The sequence below is a fragment of the Bacteriovorax stolpii genome (assembly GCF_002872415.1).
Lineage (GTDB): Bacteria > Bdellovibrionota > Bacteriovoracia > Bacteriovoracales > Bacteriovoracaceae > Bacteriovorax > Bacteriovorax stolpii.
The window spans coordinates 2,258,617-2,277,881 of the sequence record NZ_CP025704.1 but is presented as its reverse complement, the minus strand read 5'-3'; the positions used below and the strand labels follow the sequence as shown (position 1 = coordinate 2,277,881).

At 42.0% G+C, this 19,265-nt stretch carries 18 protein-coding genes; 6 read left to right on the top strand and 12 right to left on the bottom strand.

What is annotated here, in order from left to right:
• Positions 1-115: 115 nt before the first annotated feature.
• The 4 genes from rnc (at position 116) to C0V70_RS11115 (ending at position 5,666) form a co-directional block, all read left to right on the top strand.
• Positions 116-964, top strand: a complete 849-nt coding sequence (gene rnc, locus C0V70_RS11130) for a ribonuclease III (protein ID WP_102243935.1) — start codon at positions 116-118, stop codon at positions 962-964.
• Positions 965-997: 33 nt separating this feature from the next.
• A complete protein-coding gene (gene era, locus C0V70_RS11125) occupies positions 998-1,969 on the top strand; it encodes a GTPase Era (RefSeq protein ID WP_102243934.1) in 972 nt (323 codons plus the stop codon).
• Positions 1,969-3,912 (top strand): ribosome biogenesis GTPase Der, encoded by a 1,944-nt coding sequence (locus tag C0V70_RS11120; RefSeq protein WP_102243933.1) that lies wholly within the window; start codon positions 1,969-1,971, stop codon positions 3,910-3,912. The genes era and C0V70_RS11120 overlap by 1 nt, the downstream gene beginning before the upstream one ends.
• A gap of 191 nt (positions 3,913-4,103) precedes the next feature.
• Entirely contained in the window at positions 4,104-5,666 is a 1,563-nt protein-coding gene (locus C0V70_RS11115; RefSeq protein WP_102243932.1) for a B12-binding domain-containing radical SAM protein, read from the top strand.
• Here C0V70_RS11115 and C0V70_RS11110 read toward each other — a convergent pair whose 3' ends face one another.
• A complete protein-coding gene (locus C0V70_RS11110) occupies positions 5,667-6,482 on the bottom strand; it encodes a hypothetical protein (RefSeq protein ID WP_102243931.1) in 816 nt (271 codons plus the stop codon).
• Positions 6,479-6,970 (bottom strand): hypothetical protein, encoded by a 492-nt coding sequence (locus tag C0V70_RS11105; protein WP_102243930.1) that lies wholly within the window; start codon positions 6,968-6,970, stop codon positions 6,479-6,481. Before C0V70_RS11105 ends, C0V70_RS11110 begins: the two co-directional genes overlap by 4 nt.
• Before the next feature lie 164 nt (positions 6,971-7,134).
• On the opposite strand from C0V70_RS11105, the gene C0V70_RS11100 reads away from it, so the two are divergent.
• Both C0V70_RS11100 and C0V70_RS11095 read left to right on the top strand, forming a co-directional pair.
• Positions 7,135-7,818 (top strand): YfgM family protein, encoded by a 684-nt coding sequence (locus tag C0V70_RS11100; RefSeq protein WP_102243929.1) that lies wholly within the window; start codon positions 7,135-7,137, stop codon positions 7,816-7,818.
• A gap of 22 nt (positions 7,819-7,840) precedes the next feature.
• Positions 7,841-8,956, top strand: a complete 1,116-nt coding sequence (locus tag C0V70_RS11095) for a BamB-related PQQ repeat family beta-propellar protein (protein WP_102243928.1) — start codon at positions 7,841-7,843, stop codon at positions 8,954-8,956.
• A gap of 30 nt (positions 8,957-8,986) precedes the next feature.
• Here the strand turns inward: C0V70_RS11095 and C0V70_RS11090 are convergent, their stop codons facing one another.
• From C0V70_RS11090 to C0V70_RS11045, 10 genes are all read right to left on the bottom strand, one after another.
• The gene (locus tag C0V70_RS11090; protein ID WP_102243927.1) at positions 8,987-9,904 is read right to left on the bottom strand and encodes a hypothetical protein; all 918 of its coding nucleotides are present in this window, start codon (positions 9,902-9,904) and stop codon (positions 8,987-8,989) included.
• Positions 9,905-10,074: 170 nt separating this feature from the next.
• Positions 10,075-11,049, bottom strand: coding sequence for a deoxyhypusine synthase family protein (locus C0V70_RS11085; RefSeq protein WP_102243926.1), 975 nt, complete (start codon positions 11,047-11,049; stop codon positions 10,075-10,077).
• A gap of 99 nt (positions 11,050-11,148) precedes the next feature.
• Positions 11,149-13,080: a biosynthetic arginine decarboxylase gene (gene speA / locus C0V70_RS11080; protein WP_102243925.1), complete on the bottom strand. Its 1,932-nt coding sequence runs from the start codon at positions 13,078-13,080 to the stop codon at positions 11,149-11,151.
• Between the two features lie 81 nt (positions 13,081-13,161).
• A complete protein-coding gene (locus C0V70_RS11075) occupies positions 13,162-14,082 on the bottom strand; it encodes an endonuclease/exonuclease/phosphatase family protein (RefSeq protein ID WP_102243924.1) in 921 nt (306 codons plus the stop codon).
• Positions 14,079-14,819: a hypothetical protein gene (locus C0V70_RS11070; RefSeq protein WP_102243923.1), complete on the bottom strand. Its 741-nt coding sequence runs from the start codon at positions 14,817-14,819 to the stop codon at positions 14,079-14,081. The genes C0V70_RS11075 and C0V70_RS11070 overlap by 4 nt, the downstream gene beginning before the upstream one ends.
• Positions 14,820-14,827: 8 nt before the next feature.
• Positions 14,828-16,168 (bottom strand): ABC1 kinase family protein, encoded by a 1,341-nt coding sequence (locus C0V70_RS11065; RefSeq protein ID WP_102243922.1) that lies wholly within the window; start codon positions 16,166-16,168, stop codon positions 14,828-14,830.
• A gap of 4 nt (positions 16,169-16,172) precedes the next feature.
• Positions 16,173-16,652, bottom strand: a complete 480-nt coding sequence (locus tag C0V70_RS11060; RefSeq protein WP_102243921.1) for an acyl-CoA thioesterase — start codon at positions 16,650-16,652, stop codon at positions 16,173-16,175.
• Between the two features lie 23 nt (positions 16,653-16,675).
• Entirely contained in the window at positions 16,676-17,512 is an 837-nt protein-coding gene (locus tag C0V70_RS11055; RefSeq protein ID WP_102243920.1) for a metal ABC transporter permease, read from the bottom strand.
• Entirely contained in the window at positions 17,509-18,354 is an 846-nt protein-coding gene (locus tag C0V70_RS11050) for a metal ABC transporter ATP-binding protein (protein WP_102243919.1), read from the bottom strand. Before C0V70_RS11050 ends, C0V70_RS11055 begins: the two co-directional genes overlap by 4 nt.
• A gap of 4 nt (positions 18,355-18,358) precedes the next feature.
• Positions 18,359-19,216, bottom strand: a complete 858-nt coding sequence (locus tag C0V70_RS11045; protein WP_102243918.1) for a metal ABC transporter solute-binding protein, Zn/Mn family — start codon at positions 19,214-19,216, stop codon at positions 18,359-18,361.
• Positions 19,217-19,265 lie beyond the last annotated feature (49 nt).

Sequence of the window (19,265 nt, the reverse complement as noted above, 5' to 3'; positions counted from 1 at the left end):
TAGTATCTTAGTTGGTAAATATTAACAACCAAAAAAGAGAATCTTGATAACGCGTATGAGTAGTGATAAAAAACGCGCTGAGATAAAAACATTCAAATAATCAGTAGGCTAAGCCGTGCAAGAGACGACCTTTAATCAAGAAACTCAGGAAGATGGGAGCATCCGCTTTCCTGATACCCATTCATGGCTTAATGCATTTTATTCCGAAGCGTCACTAAAAAAATTCGATCAATCGGAACTCCATCATATTATTTCTCACAAGATTTCTTTTGCTCAACTCGAAAAAAAAATTAATTATACATTCAAAGATAAAAAGTATTTGATTCTCGCACTCACTCAATCAACTTTTTGTTATGAGATGAAAGAGAGTACACTGCACTCAAATGAACGCCTGGAATTTTTAGGTGATTCACTAATCAACTTTATTGTTGGAAAAAATCTTTATCACCTTTATAAAGATCATCACGAAGGCGATCTCTCAAAATTGAGAGGAGCTTTAGTTAATGAAGAAAAGCTTGCTGAACTCGCTCGCTCACTAACTCTGGGAGAGTTTTTGTTCATGGGGCGCGGAGAGCTTCGTTCGCGCGGGTTTGATAAAGACTCGATTTTGGCGGACGCCTTTGAAGCTCTTTTTGCTGCGATTTATTTTGATTCAAATAATAGTGTTGAGATTTTAGAGACAACACTAAAATTTATTGTCGATCAGTTTGAAAAGAATACAAAGACTTCATTTTATTCTTTAGAACAACTGAATGTTTTTGATACTAAGTCCAAGCTTCAGGAATTGACGATGGCCGCCCACGGGGTATTTCCTACTTATAAATCGAGTGAACTTCCGGATCACACTGGATTTCATGTCGAAGTGTGGCTAGGAGACAAGAAGTTGGCAGCAATGACTGGGCCATCAAAGAAAAAAGTAGAAAAGCAATTAGCGAAAAAAATAATAGACGAGAAGCTTTACTAAAAAAGTAAGCGTGAATTTAGAAAGGAGACGAGAATGTTAATCGAAGATCAGCACCCCCACAACAAATCCATCATGGTGGCAGTATTAGGGGCGCCAAACGTAGGGAAAAGTTCATTGATCAATTGTTTGATCGGAACAGACCTGTCAGTTGTTACAAGTAAACCTCAGACAACAAGAAATAAATTTCACTGCGTGTTCACTGTTGACCGCACTGAAGTTGTTATGGTGGACACTCCGGGTCTGCACAAGTCAAACCAGGAATTCAACAAGCGCTTAAATGAGCAGGCAAGAGAAGGAACAGAAGGAGCGGATTTAAACCTGCTTTTAATTGATATCTCACGCGACATTTTAGAACAGTTTGTAGATTTTAAAGAAAATTTCCAGCAAGAACTTGGGCCGACATGGGTTCTTTTCACTAAAGCTGACAAAGTTGAAAACTCAGAAAAACTTCCACTAAAAGAAGTTTTTGAAAGAGCTAAAGAAATCTTCCCATCACTTGAGAAGTACTTTTTAATTTCTTCAAAAGAAGGAATCAACATTCACGATCTAACCGGAGCTCTTTGTGATAAAGCTGAGCCGGGACCACACTTGTATCCAAACGGAGATGTGTCAAACAAGAACCAAAGATTCTTCGTTACTGAATACATCCGCGAGCAGGCCTTTGAACTTTTAAAAGATGAAGTTCCTTACGAAGTTGCCGTGGTGATTGATGAATATAAAGAAGTAAAAGGCAAAACAGACCCGAATACATTTGAATCTCACATTTCAGCTTCAATCCTGGTTAACCGTCCGTCGCAAAGAGCGATCGTGATTGGTTCATCTGGATCAATGATTAAAGAAATCGGGATTAGATCGAGAAAGAAAATTGAAGTTATGACAGGAGGCCCGGTGCACTTAAACTTGCACGTAAAAGTGTCGCCTAAGTGGTTCTCAAATAACTTCGTTCTTGAAGAAATCGGTCTTCCTCGCGCGAAGGATTCTAACCGCGTTTGGAGAAAGAAATAATGGAAACAAAACAATATCACCGCTCAATGGTGATCTCCCTGATCGGGAGACCCAATGTCGGTAAAAGTTCACTATTTAACAGGCTGATGAGAAAGGCCCATAAGGCCATCACTCACGATAAGCCGGGGGTTACGCGCGATCGCCACTACGGTATCGCAACTTTTGAAGAGCTTGCTGGAAAAGATGCGGCCGAAGCGATCCTGGTTGATACCGGTGGATTCTATCCGACAAAAATCGAAGAAAACGTACCAAGAAAAAATGACCAGATCATGAATAAGTTTTTTAACATCATGACTGATCAGGCGAAAACAGCGATTAGAGAAAGTGACTTGATCCTTTTCGTCGTTGATTCACGTGAAGGTGTTTTACCTTTCGATGAGAGTATTGCTGATTATATCCGCGCTCAGAAAAAACCATTCTGGGTTCTGGTTAACAAGTATGATACTGACAAGCAGGAAGGCGAAGAGCTGGAGTTCTACCAATTAGGGATTGGCGAAGAAGAAATGTTTAAAGTTTCTGCTGAGCACGGCCTTGGATTATTAGATCTTAAGCAAAGACTACAAAAAGAAATCATCAAATTCGAAAACTCACAAAAAGATGAGATGTCGAACTTGCAAAAAGGTGTAACTCCAAGAGAGAAAGTTGTGGCACGTCTGGCGCTTATTGGAGCACCAAACGCTGGTAAATCGACCATGCTTAACCTGCTTTTAGGGGCGGAGAGAGCGCTGGTAAGTGATATCCCGGGAACCACAGTTGACCCGATCGAAGGCTTCTTTGATCTTTTCTTTGGAAAAGAGGCACATCTGTTGGATGATGATTTAAGTTTCGCTAAGACGGATTCTCTTTTATTCCAGCAATATGAAGAATTCAGAAACAACAACCCTGATGTTTATAAAGACCTGGCCGTTGCCTACAACCTTGAAGAAGAAGGGACACAAGGCGCTCCGATTTACGATGAAGAAGATTACGTTGGTGAAGAAACTCCGCTTTTTGATGAAACTCTTGAAGCAGACGAACACAACGAAAATGAAATCGATTTCGATGACGCTCTTTCTGATGAAGAAGTTCAAAAATCAGAAGATGATCTTTATGAAACTGTTTTTGCTGTAGACGATGAAGACTTCTCTGATGAAGATGAAGAATTAACAGAAGAAGAGATGTTGGAGAACGTTGGGTACTCTGAAGAGTATCTACAAGCAGAAGCCCTGATGTTAAAAGAAGAGGAAGAAAGAGGATCACAGTGGCGCTCTATGCACATTGTAGATACAGCTGGGATCAGACGCCAGAAGGCCGTTGAAGGCTTTATTGAGCAGCAGTCTGTTTACCGCTCTCTTCGTTGTATTACTGAGAGTGACATTATTCTTTTTATGATCGATTCAACAATTGGTATTTCTCACCAGGACCGCCGTCTTTTAGACATCGCTCTGGAAAAAGGAAAATCAGTTATTGTCTGTTTAAACAAAGTGGATCTTTTAAAAGAGAAGCTTGTCGACGAAGCGGCCAAAAAAGAATGGATCGCCGATTTAAGAGCGACTGTTCCATGGTTAAATCATTGCGACCTGATTCCTATTTCAGCGAAGTACAATAAACATATTGGAAAGTTAAGAGAGTCGATCAAGAAAACTGTTTTGATTAGAAACAGAAGCATTGGAACTGGAAAACTTAACCGTTATGTTTATCAGTTGATTGAAAAAAATCCAGTGGCCATTAAGAAAGCAGGTAAGAGGTTAAAGGTGAAGTATGCTTCGATGTTAAAATCGAATCCGCCGACTTTCCTTTTCTTTACAAACCTTTCTAAGGACATTCCGGATAACTATAAGAGCTACTTGAAAAACGGATTGAGACGCGAGTTTGAATTCGACAACACGCCGATTCATATTGTGTTTAGAACGGGGGAGGATTTAAACCGCCGCCTGGGCAAACGCATGAAAGAAGTTACCTGATTGATACTGACATTGTTCATAAAATAGGCCCGGAGAATCCGGGCCTTTTTGTTTCTTTTCTTGTAAGTACGCCTAACTTTATGTGAAAACTTCTCACATTTTGTAAAATCTTTGTTTACCTAAACTGTTTTAAGTGTAGAGTTAAATTATTTTAGAAATAGTATTTATTGCGCATTGGAAGGAAAGATTGCGTGATCGTAACTCTGATTAATCCACCTGTACTCATGAGAAAAGGTAACGCCGCAACTGTGACGCCGTCGCCGCCATTGGGGCTTGCTTATGTGGCCTCCTATATCAGGTCTTTTTACCAGGTCGAGATTGTCGACAGTATGGGAGAGGCCCTTGATCAAGTTACAGATATTAAAAATTCACCATATTTTTTTTACGGACTGCAGATCGACGAGATCATTGCACGCATCAATCCTAAGAGCCGAATCATTGGCCTTTCGTGTATGTTTACCAGCAACTGGCTTTTGCACAAAGAGATTGTGAGAAAAGCGATTGATACTTTTCCTGATGCACTTATTGTTTTAGGTGGAGAGCACGCTACAGCTGCTCATGAAAATATTTTAAGAGAATTTCCAAAAAATCTGGTTTGTGTTTTAGGTGAAGGCGAGGAGACACTTCTTGATCTTTGTCAGCAGCTGGAAAAAGAAAATGGAGATCTTAAAAAAATAAAAGGTATTGCTTATTGTGACGAAGAGCGCTCTGTTGTCTCTTCTCGTCGTGAGAGAATTAAAGCACTGGATGAAATCCCGACTCCGGCCTGGGACCTTTTCCCAATGGAAAATTACCTCCAGCAAGGATCTGGGGCCACGGTTCATAACCGCCGGACGATGATGATGCTCACTTCCCGCGGGTGTCCCTATAAGTGTTCTTTTTGTAGCGCTCCCCAGATGTGGGATAAATATGTTTTTCACCGCGCTCCTGAGGCCATCATTCAAGAAATCAGAAAATATATTTCTCTTTATAAAATTGACCACATCGAATTTATGGACCTCGTAGGCCTGGTTAATAAAAAATGGACCATGGATTTCTGCGAGAAAATGGCCCAGGCCAATCTTCCGGTGACCATCACATTCAGTCCTGGAACTCGCAGTGAAATCCTCTCAGAAGAGATTTTGCGCGGGTTAAAAGCGGCAAAACTTCTGCGCATTCAGTACGCACCCGATTCAGGTTCAACTGAAGAGGCAAAACTTTTAAAGAAGAATGCGAATCTGGATAAGATGACTATTTCCATGGCCAAAAGCGTGGAGCTCGATCTGCCTATTTGTAGCAATATTCTTGTAGGCTATCCTGGGCAAAGGCTGCGGGATCTTTATCGAACAGGGAAGTTTTGTTTGAAGCTTGCCCGTTTGGGAGTCGATGATGTTCTCGTTCACAACTTTGTTCCTTATGATGGATCAGAGTTTCATGAAAAGTTGATTAATGACCCTAAAAAAAGGTTCCTTAAGTATATCGGCGACACTTTTATGACCAGAACGACTGGCCCTTCATTGGGTTATGTGCAGTCGTATTCAGAAAATATCCCGTCATGGTTTTTATCTATTTTCCGTTTTGCGGTGCTTGGTGCCTGTGTGATTGTGCACTATCTTTTTCATCCTAAACGCATTTTTAAATCGATAAAAAATGTGTCCAACAAACTGCCGGTGACCTATCTGGAGAATTTACTGTATCTGAAATTTTACCGCGAGGTAAAAGTGATGAAGAAAATGGAGGCCGTTTCCATCGAGAGTTTTAAGGGAATTGGTTGATTACCAGTTAAAGATGTAGCTCACCATCGTGCTGTATGCATTTCCACCTAAGTCTTCAAACCCGTATCCGCCATCAGTAAGAGGGGCGTAGCGCTGAGTGTTTTTGTCGAAGAAGGCAACTGAGTGGAAAAGAAACTCAAGACCGATATAACTTTCTTTAAGTTCAATAGGGAATTCCAGACCAAAACCAACACCTGCCCCTAGACCACCGCCGGCGTCGTTAGGGAGTTGAGTTTGATCAGTGTATTTATTTGTAGTGTACCAGTATTCGAGACGCCCAATAAGGTAGGGGTTTGAATATGTGATTGCAGTTCCTAAATTTGCTGTATCGATGTAGTAGCGGTAGCCCAAAAAAACACGAAGCATGCTGATTTCAACCATTCCCGGAGGACAGGCTTCAGTATTTCCATTACAGCGCTTATCGGGAAAAGCTCTGACTGCATCTTTTAAAAACATCGAGTGTTTCGAAAACTCGACACCTAATCCTAAGGCCGTTTGAAAATCTTTAAAGAAGGTAAAAGAAACACCATATGAAGGCGGAAGGTTTTCATACGCCAGACCGCGGTTGCCATCGAAAGTTGTTAATCCCAGAGACAGGTTGAAAGAAAAAAATCTGCCGTAACGATAAAAGCGCTCATCTTCAACCACTTTAGCATTTTCAATGTCTTCATTAAAATCAGTAAAGATGTCTCCACCCACGTTCAAGTCGTCATCGTCAGCCGAGAAGATATCGTTACCTGCCTCCTGAGCACTAGTGATTGCTGGAGTTCCCAGTAAAAGAGTGAAGAATAAAAAGGCGCTTAAGAATTTTTTCATAGATAGAAGTGAATCCCTGCAACCACAAAGTTACTGCCAACAGTTTCAAAGACAAAATCTTTTTTCTTATTGGCCGACACACCAAATTCAAAGCTAAATCCAAGTGAGTTTAGACCTGTGAAGTGAAATTCACTTCCTAAGCTTAAATCAAATTGAAAACCTGAGTATGTTTTACCGTTAATCTTGTTGGCGATTAAAGCGCCAAGACCTGCGAAGTAGAAATTGAGTTGAGGCTCATCGAAGATATTGCGGTAGAGTTTAATTCCGGCACCGTATCCACCATCGGTGTCTGATGTTGATACGCCAACCATTCCACCGAAAGCGAATGAGCGGCTTTTTTGCATTTTAAAGGAAAGGGCCGGGAAATCGTTTTTGAGCTGGTTAGTCATTCCCACGCCAAGGCGGTTCGTTTTTTCTAACGCATAGGCACTTTGAAATGAAATGAGTAAGCATCCTGCAAGTAAAACTCGTTTTAAGAGATTCTTCATAAGGTCAAAATCCTTCTTACCTAAATAAATGTGGACTGCGCATCCTGTCAGCAGCGTTTTTCTAATATATTTATTCTAACTAAGCTCTCTATTTTTGACAACTTAACAAAGGCTTTTTAGAATGACTTTGTTTAAAAATGTAAACTTTCAACCTAAGGTAATCAATGACGACTACAACGACTTCATCTTCAAACCGCGAAATTAACGAAATCCTGAACGAAAATAAGGTTCAAGGCTTTGTTGCTAAGAATAAAATTGCCGTTTACACGGTTTTTGGGGTTATCGTGGCCGCTGTTTTAGCTTTTGGAATGTTTAAGACATTTGCTGACAAGTCTAACGTTGAATACAACAACAAGATTCACGCTTTCGAGATCACAACTCTAAAAGACTACCTGGCAAACCCAACTGCTCCAAACGCAGCTAAAACTCTGGAGAGTGGAGTAATGAACCTGCACCTGGAAATGGGTGAGTATTTAGGACTACTACCTCTCGTGATCAAATCAAGTGACGCTTTAATGGCCCACGCTCAAAACACTGAAGCGCGTGCTGTTTTATCTGTTGGTGAAAAAATCGCAAGCGATGACTACGCAAAGTATTTCATCCTGAGCCGTCAAGCAGCAGTGTTTGAAGACCTGGGGGAAGATAAACTTGCTATCGAAACTCTGGAAAAAATGACTTCTCAGTCAGTAAAAATCTTCGAAGGGAAAACTTATCTTGATCTTGGGCGCCTTTATATGAAAGCTGGTGACAAGGAAAAAGCTAAGAAGAACTTCACATACGTTGTAGAAAAAGCAAAAGGCGAAGCAGAGTTCGTAAAAATCGCTCAACTTTACCTGACAAAACTTTAAGCTTTAAAACTGGTTCATTAGAATGAAAAAATATTGTATCCCTTTGCTCCTTTCTCTGTCTGTACTGGCTTCATGTTCAACATTAAGAGAGTACAAACCTACAAAGGTGGTAGAGGAGCGCTCTCCTTTGACTCCGCTTTGGATTAAAAACCTTGATCCAAATTACGATAGCGGAAATTTACCCATTGGTCTTCAGTCACCACTTGTTCACGAAGGCATTGTTTATGCCGGACATAACGGCGGATACATGAAAGCTTACGAGCTGGAAAATGGACGTGAGATCTGGAGTGAATTCGACGGATCTGCTTACCATGCAGGTGCTGTGGCCTACAAAGACCAGGTGATTTACGGAACGGTTCAAGGGCGAGTGATTTCTCGCCATGGAATTCTTGGGACTATTAAATACTCAGTTGACCTTGGAGCTTCTGTTGAAACCAGAGGGGTGGTGAGTAATGGAAGAGTTTTCTTCCAGCTGAGAAATCACCAGGTTTTCTGTCTGGATGTAGAGACTGGAAAAATCCTTTGGGGTTACAAGCGTTCAGTTCCTTACCTGACAACTCTTCAGCGCGCAGGAACTCCTGTCGTTTATAAAGACAAGCTTCTGGTTGGTTTTGCCGACGGGACATTTGCCGCTTTATCGATTGAAGAGGGTGTTCTTCTTTATGAAACAAAGCTGACAACAGCTTCAAAATTTGTCGATATCGACAACGCTCCTTTTGTTCTTCAAGATAGAGTTTATATCTCACCGGTTGGTGGAGCTCTAAGCCTGATTGACCCGAACACTGGGAAAGTTTTAAGGACTTCGGATTTTACAGTTTCAAGACCCCCCCTTGTCCGCGACGATCAACTGATCTTCGGAACGCCCAATGGTGAGTTATTAGTGACTGATAAAAACCTTAACCTGCAAAAGACTGTGAAGGTTTCAAGTGGTGTGATCACTTCTATCGTGCCTTATAAAACATATTTTGCAGTTTCAACGACAACTGGTGAATTAAAACTACTTGATCAAAAAGGACTCAATGTAGTGGAGACTTTTAAACTAGGTCACGCTTACTCAGCGGTCTTTGGAGAAATGGTCTCGACTGGGGATAACCTGGCGGTACTGTCTTCAAGAAATCGTCTGTTCTTATTTCATTAAGCAAAAAAAAGCTCCCCGAGGGGAGCTTTTTTATTTTAAGCTTTCAAAATACTCTCTTGCCCATTCAACATTTAATCTCGTCATTACTTCATTAGAGTAAGTGCTCGATGATTCTTTTGATTTATTTCCTACAGACGCAATTGAGCGCATTGGAGTGGCCTGGATTTTATCCAGAGATGTCACCAGTGCAATGTTTGAAAAGATGGTTGTCTTTAAAAGAGTGTCCATGCTTTTTTCTGCAGGCGGGAAGCTTGAGTTTTTAATATGCGTGATCAGGTTCTCATAGATATAGTAGTTATTGCTTACGCCAAATTCACAGAGCTCTCTGATTTCCGAATACGTTTTTGCCAGGTGAATATCCAGTGCCTTGTGAACCAGCTCGTTCATTTTAGCATCATTCATATCGCCTTTCTGCGAGCGGAAGATGTCCACAACTTTTGGAGTCACTTCATCTTTTGCCAGAGGAAGAGAAAGCTCTGGTCTTTTTGAAACGTAATCAGCGTCGTCGATCTTCTTATAGTCGTAGACAAATTTTTTGTTGTTTTTATAAGTCACATTCCCGGCAAAACCAGCAGGTTTTCTTCCTTTGTGTTCAAGAAGACTTGTGTGGAAATGAGGGCAGATGTTCACACTAGGGGCTTCAAAGTCTTGAGCGTATTTTTTCATGCTTTCGTATTGCCCAAAGAGAGTCAGGAAATAAAGTTTCTTGTTTGAAAGAGTTGCTTCCTCGCTTAGTGATTTTTCTACACTTGTCGCAGTCCCTGCACTGGCCGGCATTCTCGATTTTGATGAAGAGAATTTAAAACCACTTGAAGTGATTTCCGGGACCTGGTTTTGTCCCATATTTTTTGGAGTGTAGCGGTCCATCTTTTGCTCAAAGCTTTCAGGCCCTGCACATGAAACAAGAGTCGTAAGAGTAAGGGTAGAAATGATAAAAAGATTTTTCATAAAGGCCTCTCCATGGTCTCTGATAAATCAGAGGATGAAGCTTTATCGGGTGTTTTATGAAAAAATTTGAGAGGAAAGTGAGTTGGACAAAAAGCTCCCGAAGGAGCTTTTTGTCGGTCGTCCGAACTCTAAGCTAACTAGTAAAAATGCTTACGTATTTTTTCGGCCGACTACCAGTTTAAAACGTAGGCAAAAACTAACGGTGCAACGATTGTAGCATCTGATTCGATGATGAATTTTGGAGTAGAACCATCAAGTTTTCCCCAAGTGATTTTTTCGTTTGGAACCGCACCAGAGTACGACCCATATGAAGTTGTTGAATCAGAGATCTGACAGAAGTAACCCCAAAGTGGAGTGCTACGCTCAAGATCTTGCTCCAGCATTGGAACAACACAGATCGGGAAGTCACCAGCGATACCACCACCGATTTGGAAGAAACCGATTGAGTGATTAGCTGAGACTTCTGTGTACCATTCCGCTAAGCGGATCATCGTCTGGATACCAGAGTTTACTGTGTGAACGTTTTTAATTCTTCCTTCGATAACAGCAGCAGCGTACATGTTTCCGTTAGTCGAATCTTCCCAACCTGGTGTGTAGATTGGAATGTTCTTTTCCATTGCAGCGATCATCCAAGAGTCTTTTGGATCGATCTGGTATTCTTTTTTGAACTCTGGATTCTTTAGCAGTTGCCAGAAGTAGTAGTGAGGAGGATGGCTTTGTCCCGCTTTATCAGCGTTTTGCCATTCTTTATTTAAAAGACCTTCGATCTTTCTCATTGCTTCTTCTTCAGGAATACAAGTGTCTGTGACACGGTTTAGACCTTTTTCCATAAGCTTCACTTCTTCTTCAGCTGTCAGCGCTCTCCAGTCTGGAATGCGGTGGTAGTGATTGTGAGCGACAAGGTTATAGATATCTTCTTCCAGGTTTGCTCCTGTACAGCAGATTCCGTGAATTTTGTCTTGTCTGATCATTTCAGCAAGAGACTTTCCAAGTTCAGCCGTCGACATTGCTCCTGCAAGAGTCACAAACATTTTTCCACCTTTCGCAAGGTGAGTTTCCCAACCTTTAGCTGCATCAACAAGTGAAGCAGAGTTGAAGTGTTTGTAGTGAGTAAGCATAAATTCTGTAATAGGTCCGCGTTTCATTGTTACCTCTATTTTGTAGGCGGAACTCTTAAAGAAGAAGTCCGCCGTTTACATTTTATTTTGCGATATAGAAATGCTCCACTGGAGCATTTCTTCCGCCTACTGCTTTAAGTATGTGTATGACTTCAAACAGCTCTCGTAGAAATCCACCAGGCGAACACCTTCGCGTGGCATGATCTTTCCTTGAGCAATCTGGCGGTCGATATTCTTTTTCATTGTGTACGCCATCGCTTCTGGGTTGTACTGCATAGCTGCCAGTACCGACTCAGAAGATGATCCACGGATCACTTCTTCGATGTAGAAATCTGTTGGATCTTCATCGTCACAGAAAACGTGAACTTCGTTTAGCCTTCCAAATAGGTTGTGAAGATCTCCCATTACATCCTGGTAAGCTCCCGTTAAGAACAGACCAATATGGTAGTCTTCATCTGGTCTAAGTTCGTGAAGTGGAAGCAGGTTTCTTGTTTCGTTGATGTCGATGAACTTATTGATCTTTCCATCAGAGTCACAAGTGATGTCTACCAGTGTTCCCAGAACCTCTGGTTTCTCGTTTAAGCGCGTGATTGGAACGATTGGAAGAAGTTGTCCAATGGCCCATAGATCCGGCGCAGACTGGAAGATAGAGAAGTTACAAAGGTATTGTGGAGCAATCCCCTGGTCGATGTCGTAAAGGTTTTCTGGAATGAATTCCATTGTAGGAAGAAGGGCAGAAATCTTTTTTGTGATTTTCCAGAAAAGAGTTTCAATGCGTGCGCGCTCTTCAAGTTTGATGATTCCCAGACGGAAAGCATTCATACACTCGCGCTTAAAGTCTAAAGCATCGTTGTAAACTTCCTGCGCGTTTTCTTCGTTGATTGTTTCAAGCAGGTCTCTCATGTTTTGAACAAGAGTGTGATCGCCGGCAACAATGTCCGTTTTGTAATCAGTAAATGATGTCTCGATTTTATCGACAACATTTGTGATCACGCACGAATGACGAGCAGTAATGGCCCGTCCTGATTCAGAAACAATATTTGGGTGTTTTACTTTTTCAGCATCACAGATTTCTTTTAAGATATACACGATATCTGAAGCGTAGTCGGCAAGCTTGTAGTTCATTGACGAGTCACTTGTTGACTGTGATCCGTCGTAGTCAACACCAAGACCACCACCAACGTCGAAGTACTCAAGAGGAGCACCCAGCTGAACAAGCTTAGCAAAAATACGTCCACCTTCGCGGATAACTTCTTTGACTGTTCTGATGTCAGTTACCTGAGAACCAATATGGAAGTGGAAAAGTTTTAGTGAATTAATGAACCCTTCATCTTTTAGGATTTGAACAGCTGTCAGGATTTCAGCGATCGTTAGACCGAATTTCGCTTTTTCCCCACCAGAGTCGGCCCATTTTCCAGAACCCTTAACAACCATCTTCGCGCGCAGACCAATAACTGGTTCAACGTTCATTTCGCGAGAGAGTTTAAGGATTTTATGAAGCTCAGAGAACTTCTCGATAACCACGATCACTTTTCTTCCCAGTTTATTTCCAAGAAGAGCAAGGCGAAGGTACTCTTCGTCTTTGTATCCGTTAAGGACAGTCAGGGCATCAAGGTTGTCGTTATAAGCAAGAACTGAAAGTAGTTCAGGCTTAGATCCAGCTTCAAGACCAAAATTGTAAGGAGCACCGGCATCGACGATCTCTTCAACAACTTCTCTCATCTGGTTTACTTTAATTGGATAAACACCAGTGTACTGGCCAAGGTATCCAGCTTCGCGAATGACGTCGCGGAAAGTTTCGTTAATCACTTTAACGTGTGATCTTAAAATATCGTGGAAACGTACAACAATCGGAAGAGGAATATTCTGAGCTTTCATTTCTTCAAGGACTTCAGAAATATCAATGCGTGGACCATTTTCGTTTTGGTGTGGACGCACACATAGATGTCCTTCGTCGTTGATATCAAAGTATCCATCACCCCAACGGCTGATGTGATAAACGCTATCTGCTTCTTCTTTTGTCCAAGGGGCCGGAGGGCGCGCTTTGTCGTTTTCCATGATCGTGTCACCTCATTAAAATTCAAGAATTAATAAGGCCAGAATTTAGCTTATTTGAAGTCTATTCACAAACTTAAAATGCTAAAATTCGAAGGTCGCTACCACTGGGTAATGATCACTTGGTAAGGCATAGCGCTGGAAGGAGTCTTGCGGGTAGGGAACCAGGACCCCATTGGGATCGCGGTAGTGGTAAATGCCTGATTCTTCTTTTTGAACTCGTCCGTGGAGCTCGGGAGGAAGGAGAATGTAGTCTAGTTGAGAGGCTTCGCGATTGTTTTCGCGCCCGAAATGGAAATAAGAAAATCTGCGCTCGGCAGGCTCTTTGATGACTTCGAGAACGTCTTCCAGGTCGGTTTTTTCATAGAGGGCCTGGAATTCCGGCTCCAGAAGTATCCTCTGGGCCTGGCCGTTCATGTCTCCGGCCACCACTACCGGGACATTGGGAAACTCTTTGCGTCGCTCGTTGTAGGTCTCAACTAGCGAGTGAAATTCTGCTTTTCTTCTGAGCTGTCCGTTGAAATCGATGCCTTCTTTATCCAGTTTGGATTTCAAATGCACCAGCATAATGATGAAAACTACTTTCTGATCTTTGATCAGTCTTAGCTCGGCAATATCGCGGGAAAAACGGTGAAGCTTAAGTTCGCTCTGGTTTTTTTGGTGGTCTAAAATTTCGTGCGGGTAATTGAAGTTAAGCACTTTTTCTTTATGACTTAAAAGCTGGTGGAAAAAAGGGACGCGCTTGTGGATGAGATAACCCATCTCGATACCGCGGTCAGAATTTCCCGGTAAAAGTGCGGTGTAGTACTCATGGTTTAAATAGCGGGCATTTAATAAATCGAGACTTTCTTTTCCACCGACTTCACAAAGCATGACGATGTCGGCGTTGATTTCTCTAAGAGTTCTTGCCACCCATTCAGTTTTTTCCGCAGGCTTTTTGTAACCTTCACCCGGGGCCTGATTCATTAAAAAAAGATTTTCTACATTGTAGAGACAAAGTTTCAATTACAGCTCCATCCAAAGAGCATTGTCGTGTAGGCCTTTTTCGTTTTGTCCCAGACGTCTTTGCAGTGATAACCCTGATAAAAAGTAGGCGATGGGGCCTCTCTTAAGAATGTGTCGATCTGCTCTTTTAAGCACACAGCATCTTTGGGTAATTCTTTGACGTTCTGGATTTTTGTAACTTTCAGGCTTCCTTCACGGCCAACTAACAGGCCGTAATATTTTCCTTCGTCTTCACGCAGGAAATAGTACTCATTGTTTTCAATAAAAATAGGAATCTCTCCTCTTGGAATAGTGAGAGTGATTAGTTTTTTGTTGGCGTCGACACCGATGGCCTTGGCGAAATAAAGAGTGGTGTAATCTTTAATCTCCGAGTCCTTTAAATTTTTGCGAAAAATTTCGCTGATGTAGAATTTTGATGCTTCTTTTTTGTGTTGAGGGCAAGGAGAGTCCCACATGATGATGCGCGGGAGAACGCTGGCCTCTTCTGCGGCCCAGTTAGAAATGGGCAGTCCGTATTCTTTTTGAAGTTCGGCATTAAGTTTGGTTTCGTTTAATTTTCCCGATTTAAAATCGTCGAGTTGGTTGAGCCATTTTTGTCTGATTTCTCCAGTGACTTTCTGGCAGTAGGCGTTTTCTGGACAGCCTGCGTGTTCGATTTTTGAGTACTCCAAAGCACCGTGGACAAAAGTTGTCCAAAGAGCAAATGAGAGCAAAACAAAGTGTCTAAACCAAAGCATAGTTATTCCTAAAACTGATACTTAAATTTAACCTCATTTTCGATGGAATTTCTAAACTTATTTCGGCCTTCGAGCCAATTAATTTCGCTTCTCCAGCCCTTGAGTTTTGCATAGAGGCCAAAAGTTGAGCGATCGAGGAGGAGAAATTCCTGTCGAGGGGATTTTCTGCCTTTAAAATCGAGATCCTTGAAAAAATCCTTGAAGAGGTCAAAGGGATTGATGGCCTCAATTGGATGCGTCCCAGACTTGGTATAGGGCGCATAAAGAGACTTAATCATCTCGAAGTGACGCTTGATCATATCCTCTGGTTCGTCTTCTTTAAAGAAGTGTAGATGCTTGGAGATCACGATGTAGTGATCGAAGCGGTCTTCTTCCAAACACATCAGGAGACCACAGTAATCGACGAGAAAATCTGGATCAAACTCACGGGTTGAACCGAAATCCAGCATGATGATTTTGTCGCGTTTAAAAAGGTAATTGCCGTTTTGCGGATCAGTGTGCAGTCGTTTTAATTCCCAGAGTGAAAAAAGAAAACTTTCATACAGTGATGTTCCCAGGAAATTTTTTTCTTCGTCGCTGTAGTGAAGGGTCTCTTCAAAGCTGTCGCCTTCAACCCATTCCATAGTGAGAATCTGCTCCGAGCAGTAATCAGGATAGACTTCAGGAATGACAATCATCGGAAAGCGTTCTTTAAATTGTGATTTAAAAAACTGAATCTGCTCCATTTCAGTGATGTAGTTACACTCCTGGATCAGGGATGTTTTGAGCTCCTGAATCATGTTGTCGACATTGGGCTTATTGGGATAGAGCAGGTGAATAAGTTTGTCGATTTTGTGCAGGTTTTGAAAGTCGTGTTTAATCGCATTGACGATTTTTGGGTACTGAATTTTAACCGCGACTACTTCGCCGGAATGCAATTTTGCTCTGTGAACCTGGCCGATACTGGCAGCGGCCACTGGCCTTAAATCAAATTCTAAAAAAAGCTCTCGTGGATCTTTTTTGAAATTCTCTCTGATCATGCGAATGACTTCTGCCTCTGGCATTGAAGGAGAATTTTTTTGAAGATTAGCAAAAAGGGCCGAGATTTCTTTTGGTAAAACCAGGTCTTCTGAGATGGAAATCATCTGGCCTAATTTCATCATCGCCCCTTTGAGTTCTCCCATGGTTTGAATGATTTCTTTAGAGGCCTTGATTTTAAGCTCGAGGTCGCGGGCCTTTGGATTTTTATCAATATAGTCCTGCGCTTTATTTTTAGCGGCATCAAGGGCGAGTTGGGCAGAGGCCTTGGTTAGACTGGTGCCCAGGCTTAAAAATCGGGAAAGTTTTCCTGATTTGAATTCTTCGCTCATAATCTTATTTGGTTTTACTTTTTTTCATGTCTTCAATGCGTTTTTTTCCAGATTCAAAACGTCTTTTTTCTTCGTCTGTTTCTGGAATTAACCCTCTGGTTTGAATCGGGCGGCCGATGTCATCCAGGGCGACAAACGTCAGGTAAGCTGTCGTCGTGTGTCTGGTGATTCCAGTAAAAGGATTTTCCGCGATAACTTTTACACCAACGAGCATTGATGTTTTTCCGACGTAGTTAATACTCGCTTGAATAAGAACGTGATCACCAATTCTAATAGGGGCCTTAAAGCTGATATCGCCTACGTGAACAGTGACAACGGGACGGTTTGAGTGTCTCTCGGCAACCATCGCTGCGGCCATATCGATCCACGACATAACCACTCCTCCGAAGATAGAGTTTTGCGGATTGGTATCGTTAGGCATGACGAGATAGCGCATTTCAACAGCGCTATCAGCAACGGTTTTTGGCTCGTTTTGATTGTGCATAAATCTCTTTCCTTAAGATTAGTTTACTTAAGAAGAGTATAAACCTTTTTTAGGAAAAACGATACCACCAGCGCTCCAAAGAGCACGACGGCAAGAGTAGCACCACTAGGAAGACCAAACGCATTTGCTAGGATAATCCCGGTAACAGCGAAGATGACAGAAAAGAGCGTGCTGATAACGAAGGTTTGTCTGATGTTCGTTGCAAACTTCAGTGCAAAAAATCCCGGAACTAAGAGTAATGTTTCAACCAGGACGGTCCCTGCTAATTTGATGCTTGTGACAATGAGAAAGGCCAGTAAAACAAAAAAAGTGTAATGAAAAACCTGAGCTTTAATTCCCGAGGTGATTGCTCCTTCTTCGTCGTATGTTAAGAAGAGCCATTTTTTTAGCGGCACTAAAATAAGTAAAGCAGTGATGATTAAAATGAAAAGTGAAAGATAAAGGTCTTCAGCTGTTAAAAGCAGGATATTTCCAAAAAGAAAGCTTAAAAGATCACTTTGGTCTTTGGCAAAAAGTGTATGGATGATAATCCCCATCGCCATTGTCGAAGTATAAAAAATACCGATCATTGAATCGTTGGGCAGTTTTTGTCTGAAAGTTGAGTAGGCCAGAAACAGCGTCAGAAAAATAGTGATGATAAGAGTTGAGACAAAAACCGGCAGGGCCTGTGTCGCTTCAAATAAACTAAGTGAAATGGCCAGACCTAAAAGTGTCGAGTGAGAGATGGCCGCACCCATAAAAGCATTTTTACGGGCAATAATGAGAGGTGAGATCAGACCGCAAGTCAGCGACAGGCACACTGTTCCTAAAAGAGCATAGAGCAGGAAATCGTACTGGAGAAAATCATTGATGAAACTCATGGTTTTCTCCTGATAAACTGATGGCCGCTTTTGGTTTTCTCATGAGCGTGATCGTGATTGCAGAAGTGGTGATCGTGTGAGTGATCGGCACCGTCATTTTTCTCCAGGTCTTTTTCATGGATCAACAGGTGTTCAAACTCACAGTGATAAACGTCTTCAAGAATATTTTTTGTTAAGAAGTCGCGGTGGTCATGCCAGTGAACGTCGCGGTTTAAGCACAGGATGTTCTGGCAGCTCTTGATAATCTGATTGATGTTGTGATCAACGATCATGACCGATGTCTGATCGCGCTTTTTAATCGTTTCAATTAAAGACAGCAGTTGATCCTGGCCGTTGCTGTCGAGACCTTTTGTCGGCTCGTCTAAAAGCAGGATTTGCGGTTTTTGAATAATGGCGCGGGCGATCAGCACGCGCTGTTTTTCTCCCCCTGAGAGTTTAGAAACCAGGGAGTCTTTTTTGTGAGCAATGCCCACTAAGTTTAAAAGCTCATCGCTCAGATGAGGATTTTTAATTTTATGAAGAGAGATACTGAAATCTAAAAGCTCGCTGACTTTCACCGGCATGATCGGATTGAGTTCGCTGCTTTGAGGGACGTAAGAGAGCAGGTGGTAAGGGTAATTTTTCATACTTGAAAGCGGCTCACCATTAAAATAAATCTCACCACTTTTTGCTTTTAAAAGGCCCGCGATGATTTTCATCAACGTTGATTTTCCACCGCCGTTAGGGCCCAGGACCCCAAGGCTTTCACCTCTATTAAGAGAGAAAGAAATATCCTTCAGAATAGGCTCAAGGCCTTCGTAACTGAAAGTAAGTTTCTCTGCTCTTAAAATGGCTTCGCTCATATGCTTAGTGTGCCTTAAGTTTAGTGTTTAAGCTCTCCAGCACCTGAAAGTAATCGAGTCCTTCAGAGTTCGCTGTATCCAGATCAATTGTAATATCAGTTGACCTTTTTTTGGCAAGAATATTAGCGGGAACTTTGATTCCTATTTCTTCAATCCAAATGACCTTTGGCGCTTTTAGAGCGTCATAAAGTTTTTTAACTGAAGCAGGAGTTGCTTCCTGGTGATGTCCTGAGCCTTTTATCGCTACTACTGTTGCGTTTTTCCCGCCAAGTGTTCCCAGCAAGGGAAGAAGAGCATCGTGAGTCAGCACCACTGGTTTTTTTATTTGGGCCAATGTGTTTGTTAACTCTTTTTCAATTTTCATTTCTTCACTCTGGCATTTTTTGGGAGCTTTAATCACCAGAAGTTTGGCACTGACTAATTGGTCTTCTAGTTTTGTTTTAAGCGAACAGAAAATTTTCGGGTAAAGCCAGAAGTGCGAAAGCGCTTCGTGGTTTCCTCCCGGATAAAGATTGTAGTCGCGGCTATCAAGTGGAAGCGTGAATGTTTTTGTCCCTGGAGTTTTTGATCTTTGGTAATGGATTTTTTTTATCCATGGGTTGAGTTCACCTGGGCCAGTGATCAGAGTCTTGGCCGAAATAAGCGACTTCACTTCATTGGTGCTTGGCTCGTATTCATGGGGGTCCCCAGAAATTTTAACCAAGGAAATAAACTCGTAATCCTTCACCTGATTTTCAGTGAAGATGATATTGGCCAGGCGGCAGAGCTCTGGGTGAGAGCACGCGATGGTCTCGGTGGCGAAAGCACCTTGTAAGTTATTAAAATAAAAAAGAATTACTGCTAAAAATAGGGGCGTCTTCATAAGGGCCAGAATCTAGCAGAGAATTTGCGTCATGGGAAGATTTATTGCG

Excerpts from the sequence above, each read along its gene's own strand:
- C0V70_RS11085 (WP_102243926.1), bottom strand. The coding sequence starts at position 11,049 with ATGAAACGCGGACCTATTACAGAATTTATGCTTACTCACTACAAACAC.
- C0V70_RS11095 (WP_102243928.1), top strand. The coding sequence starts at position 7,841 with ATGAAAAAATATTGTATCCCTTTGCTCCTTTCTCTGTCTGTACTGGCT.
- C0V70_RS11060 (WP_102243921.1), bottom strand. The coding sequence starts at position 16,652 with ATGCACAATCAAAACGAGCCAAAAACCGTTGCTGATAGCGCTGTTGAA.
- C0V70_RS11055 (WP_102243920.1), bottom strand. The coding sequence starts at position 17,512 with ATGAGTTTCATCAATGATTTTCTCCAGTACGATTTCCTGCTCTATGCT.
- C0V70_RS11120 (WP_102243933.1), top strand. The coding sequence starts at position 1,969 with ATGGAAACAAAACAATATCACCGCTCAATGGTGATCTCCCTGATCGGG.
- era (WP_102243934.1), top strand. The coding sequence starts at position 998 with ATGTTAATCGAAGATCAGCACCCCCACAACAAATCCATCATGGTGGCA.
- C0V70_RS11105 (WP_102243930.1), bottom strand. The coding sequence starts at position 6,970 with ATGAAGAATCTCTTAAAACGAGTTTTACTTGCAGGATGCTTACTCATT.
- C0V70_RS11090 (WP_102243927.1), bottom strand. The coding sequence starts at position 9,904 with ATGAAAAATCTTTTTATCATTTCTACCCTTACTCTTACGACTCTTGTT.
- C0V70_RS11065 (WP_102243922.1), bottom strand. The coding sequence starts at position 16,168 with ATGAGCGAAGAATTCAAATCAGGAAAACTTTCCCGATTTTTAAGCCTG.
- C0V70_RS11110 (WP_102243931.1), bottom strand. The coding sequence starts at position 6,482 with ATGAAAAAATTCTTAAGCGCCTTTTTATTCTTCACTCTTTTACTGGGA.
- C0V70_RS11070 (WP_102243923.1), bottom strand. The coding sequence starts at position 14,819 with ATGCTTTGGTTTAGACACTTTGTTTTGCTCTCATTTGCTCTTTGGACA.
- speA (WP_102243925.1), bottom strand. The coding sequence starts at position 13,080 with ATGGAAAACGACAAAGCGCGCCCTCCGGCCCCTTGGACAAAAGAAGAA.
- C0V70_RS11100 (WP_102243929.1), top strand. The coding sequence starts at position 7,135 with ATGACGACTACAACGACTTCATCTTCAAACCGCGAAATTAACGAAATC.
- C0V70_RS11045 (WP_102243918.1), bottom strand. The coding sequence starts at position 19,216 with ATGAAGACGCCCCTATTTTTAGCAGTAATTCTTTTTTATTTTAATAAC.
- C0V70_RS11050 (WP_102243919.1), bottom strand. The coding sequence starts at position 18,354 with ATGAGCGAAGCCATTTTAAGAGCAGAGAAACTTACTTTCAGTTACGAA.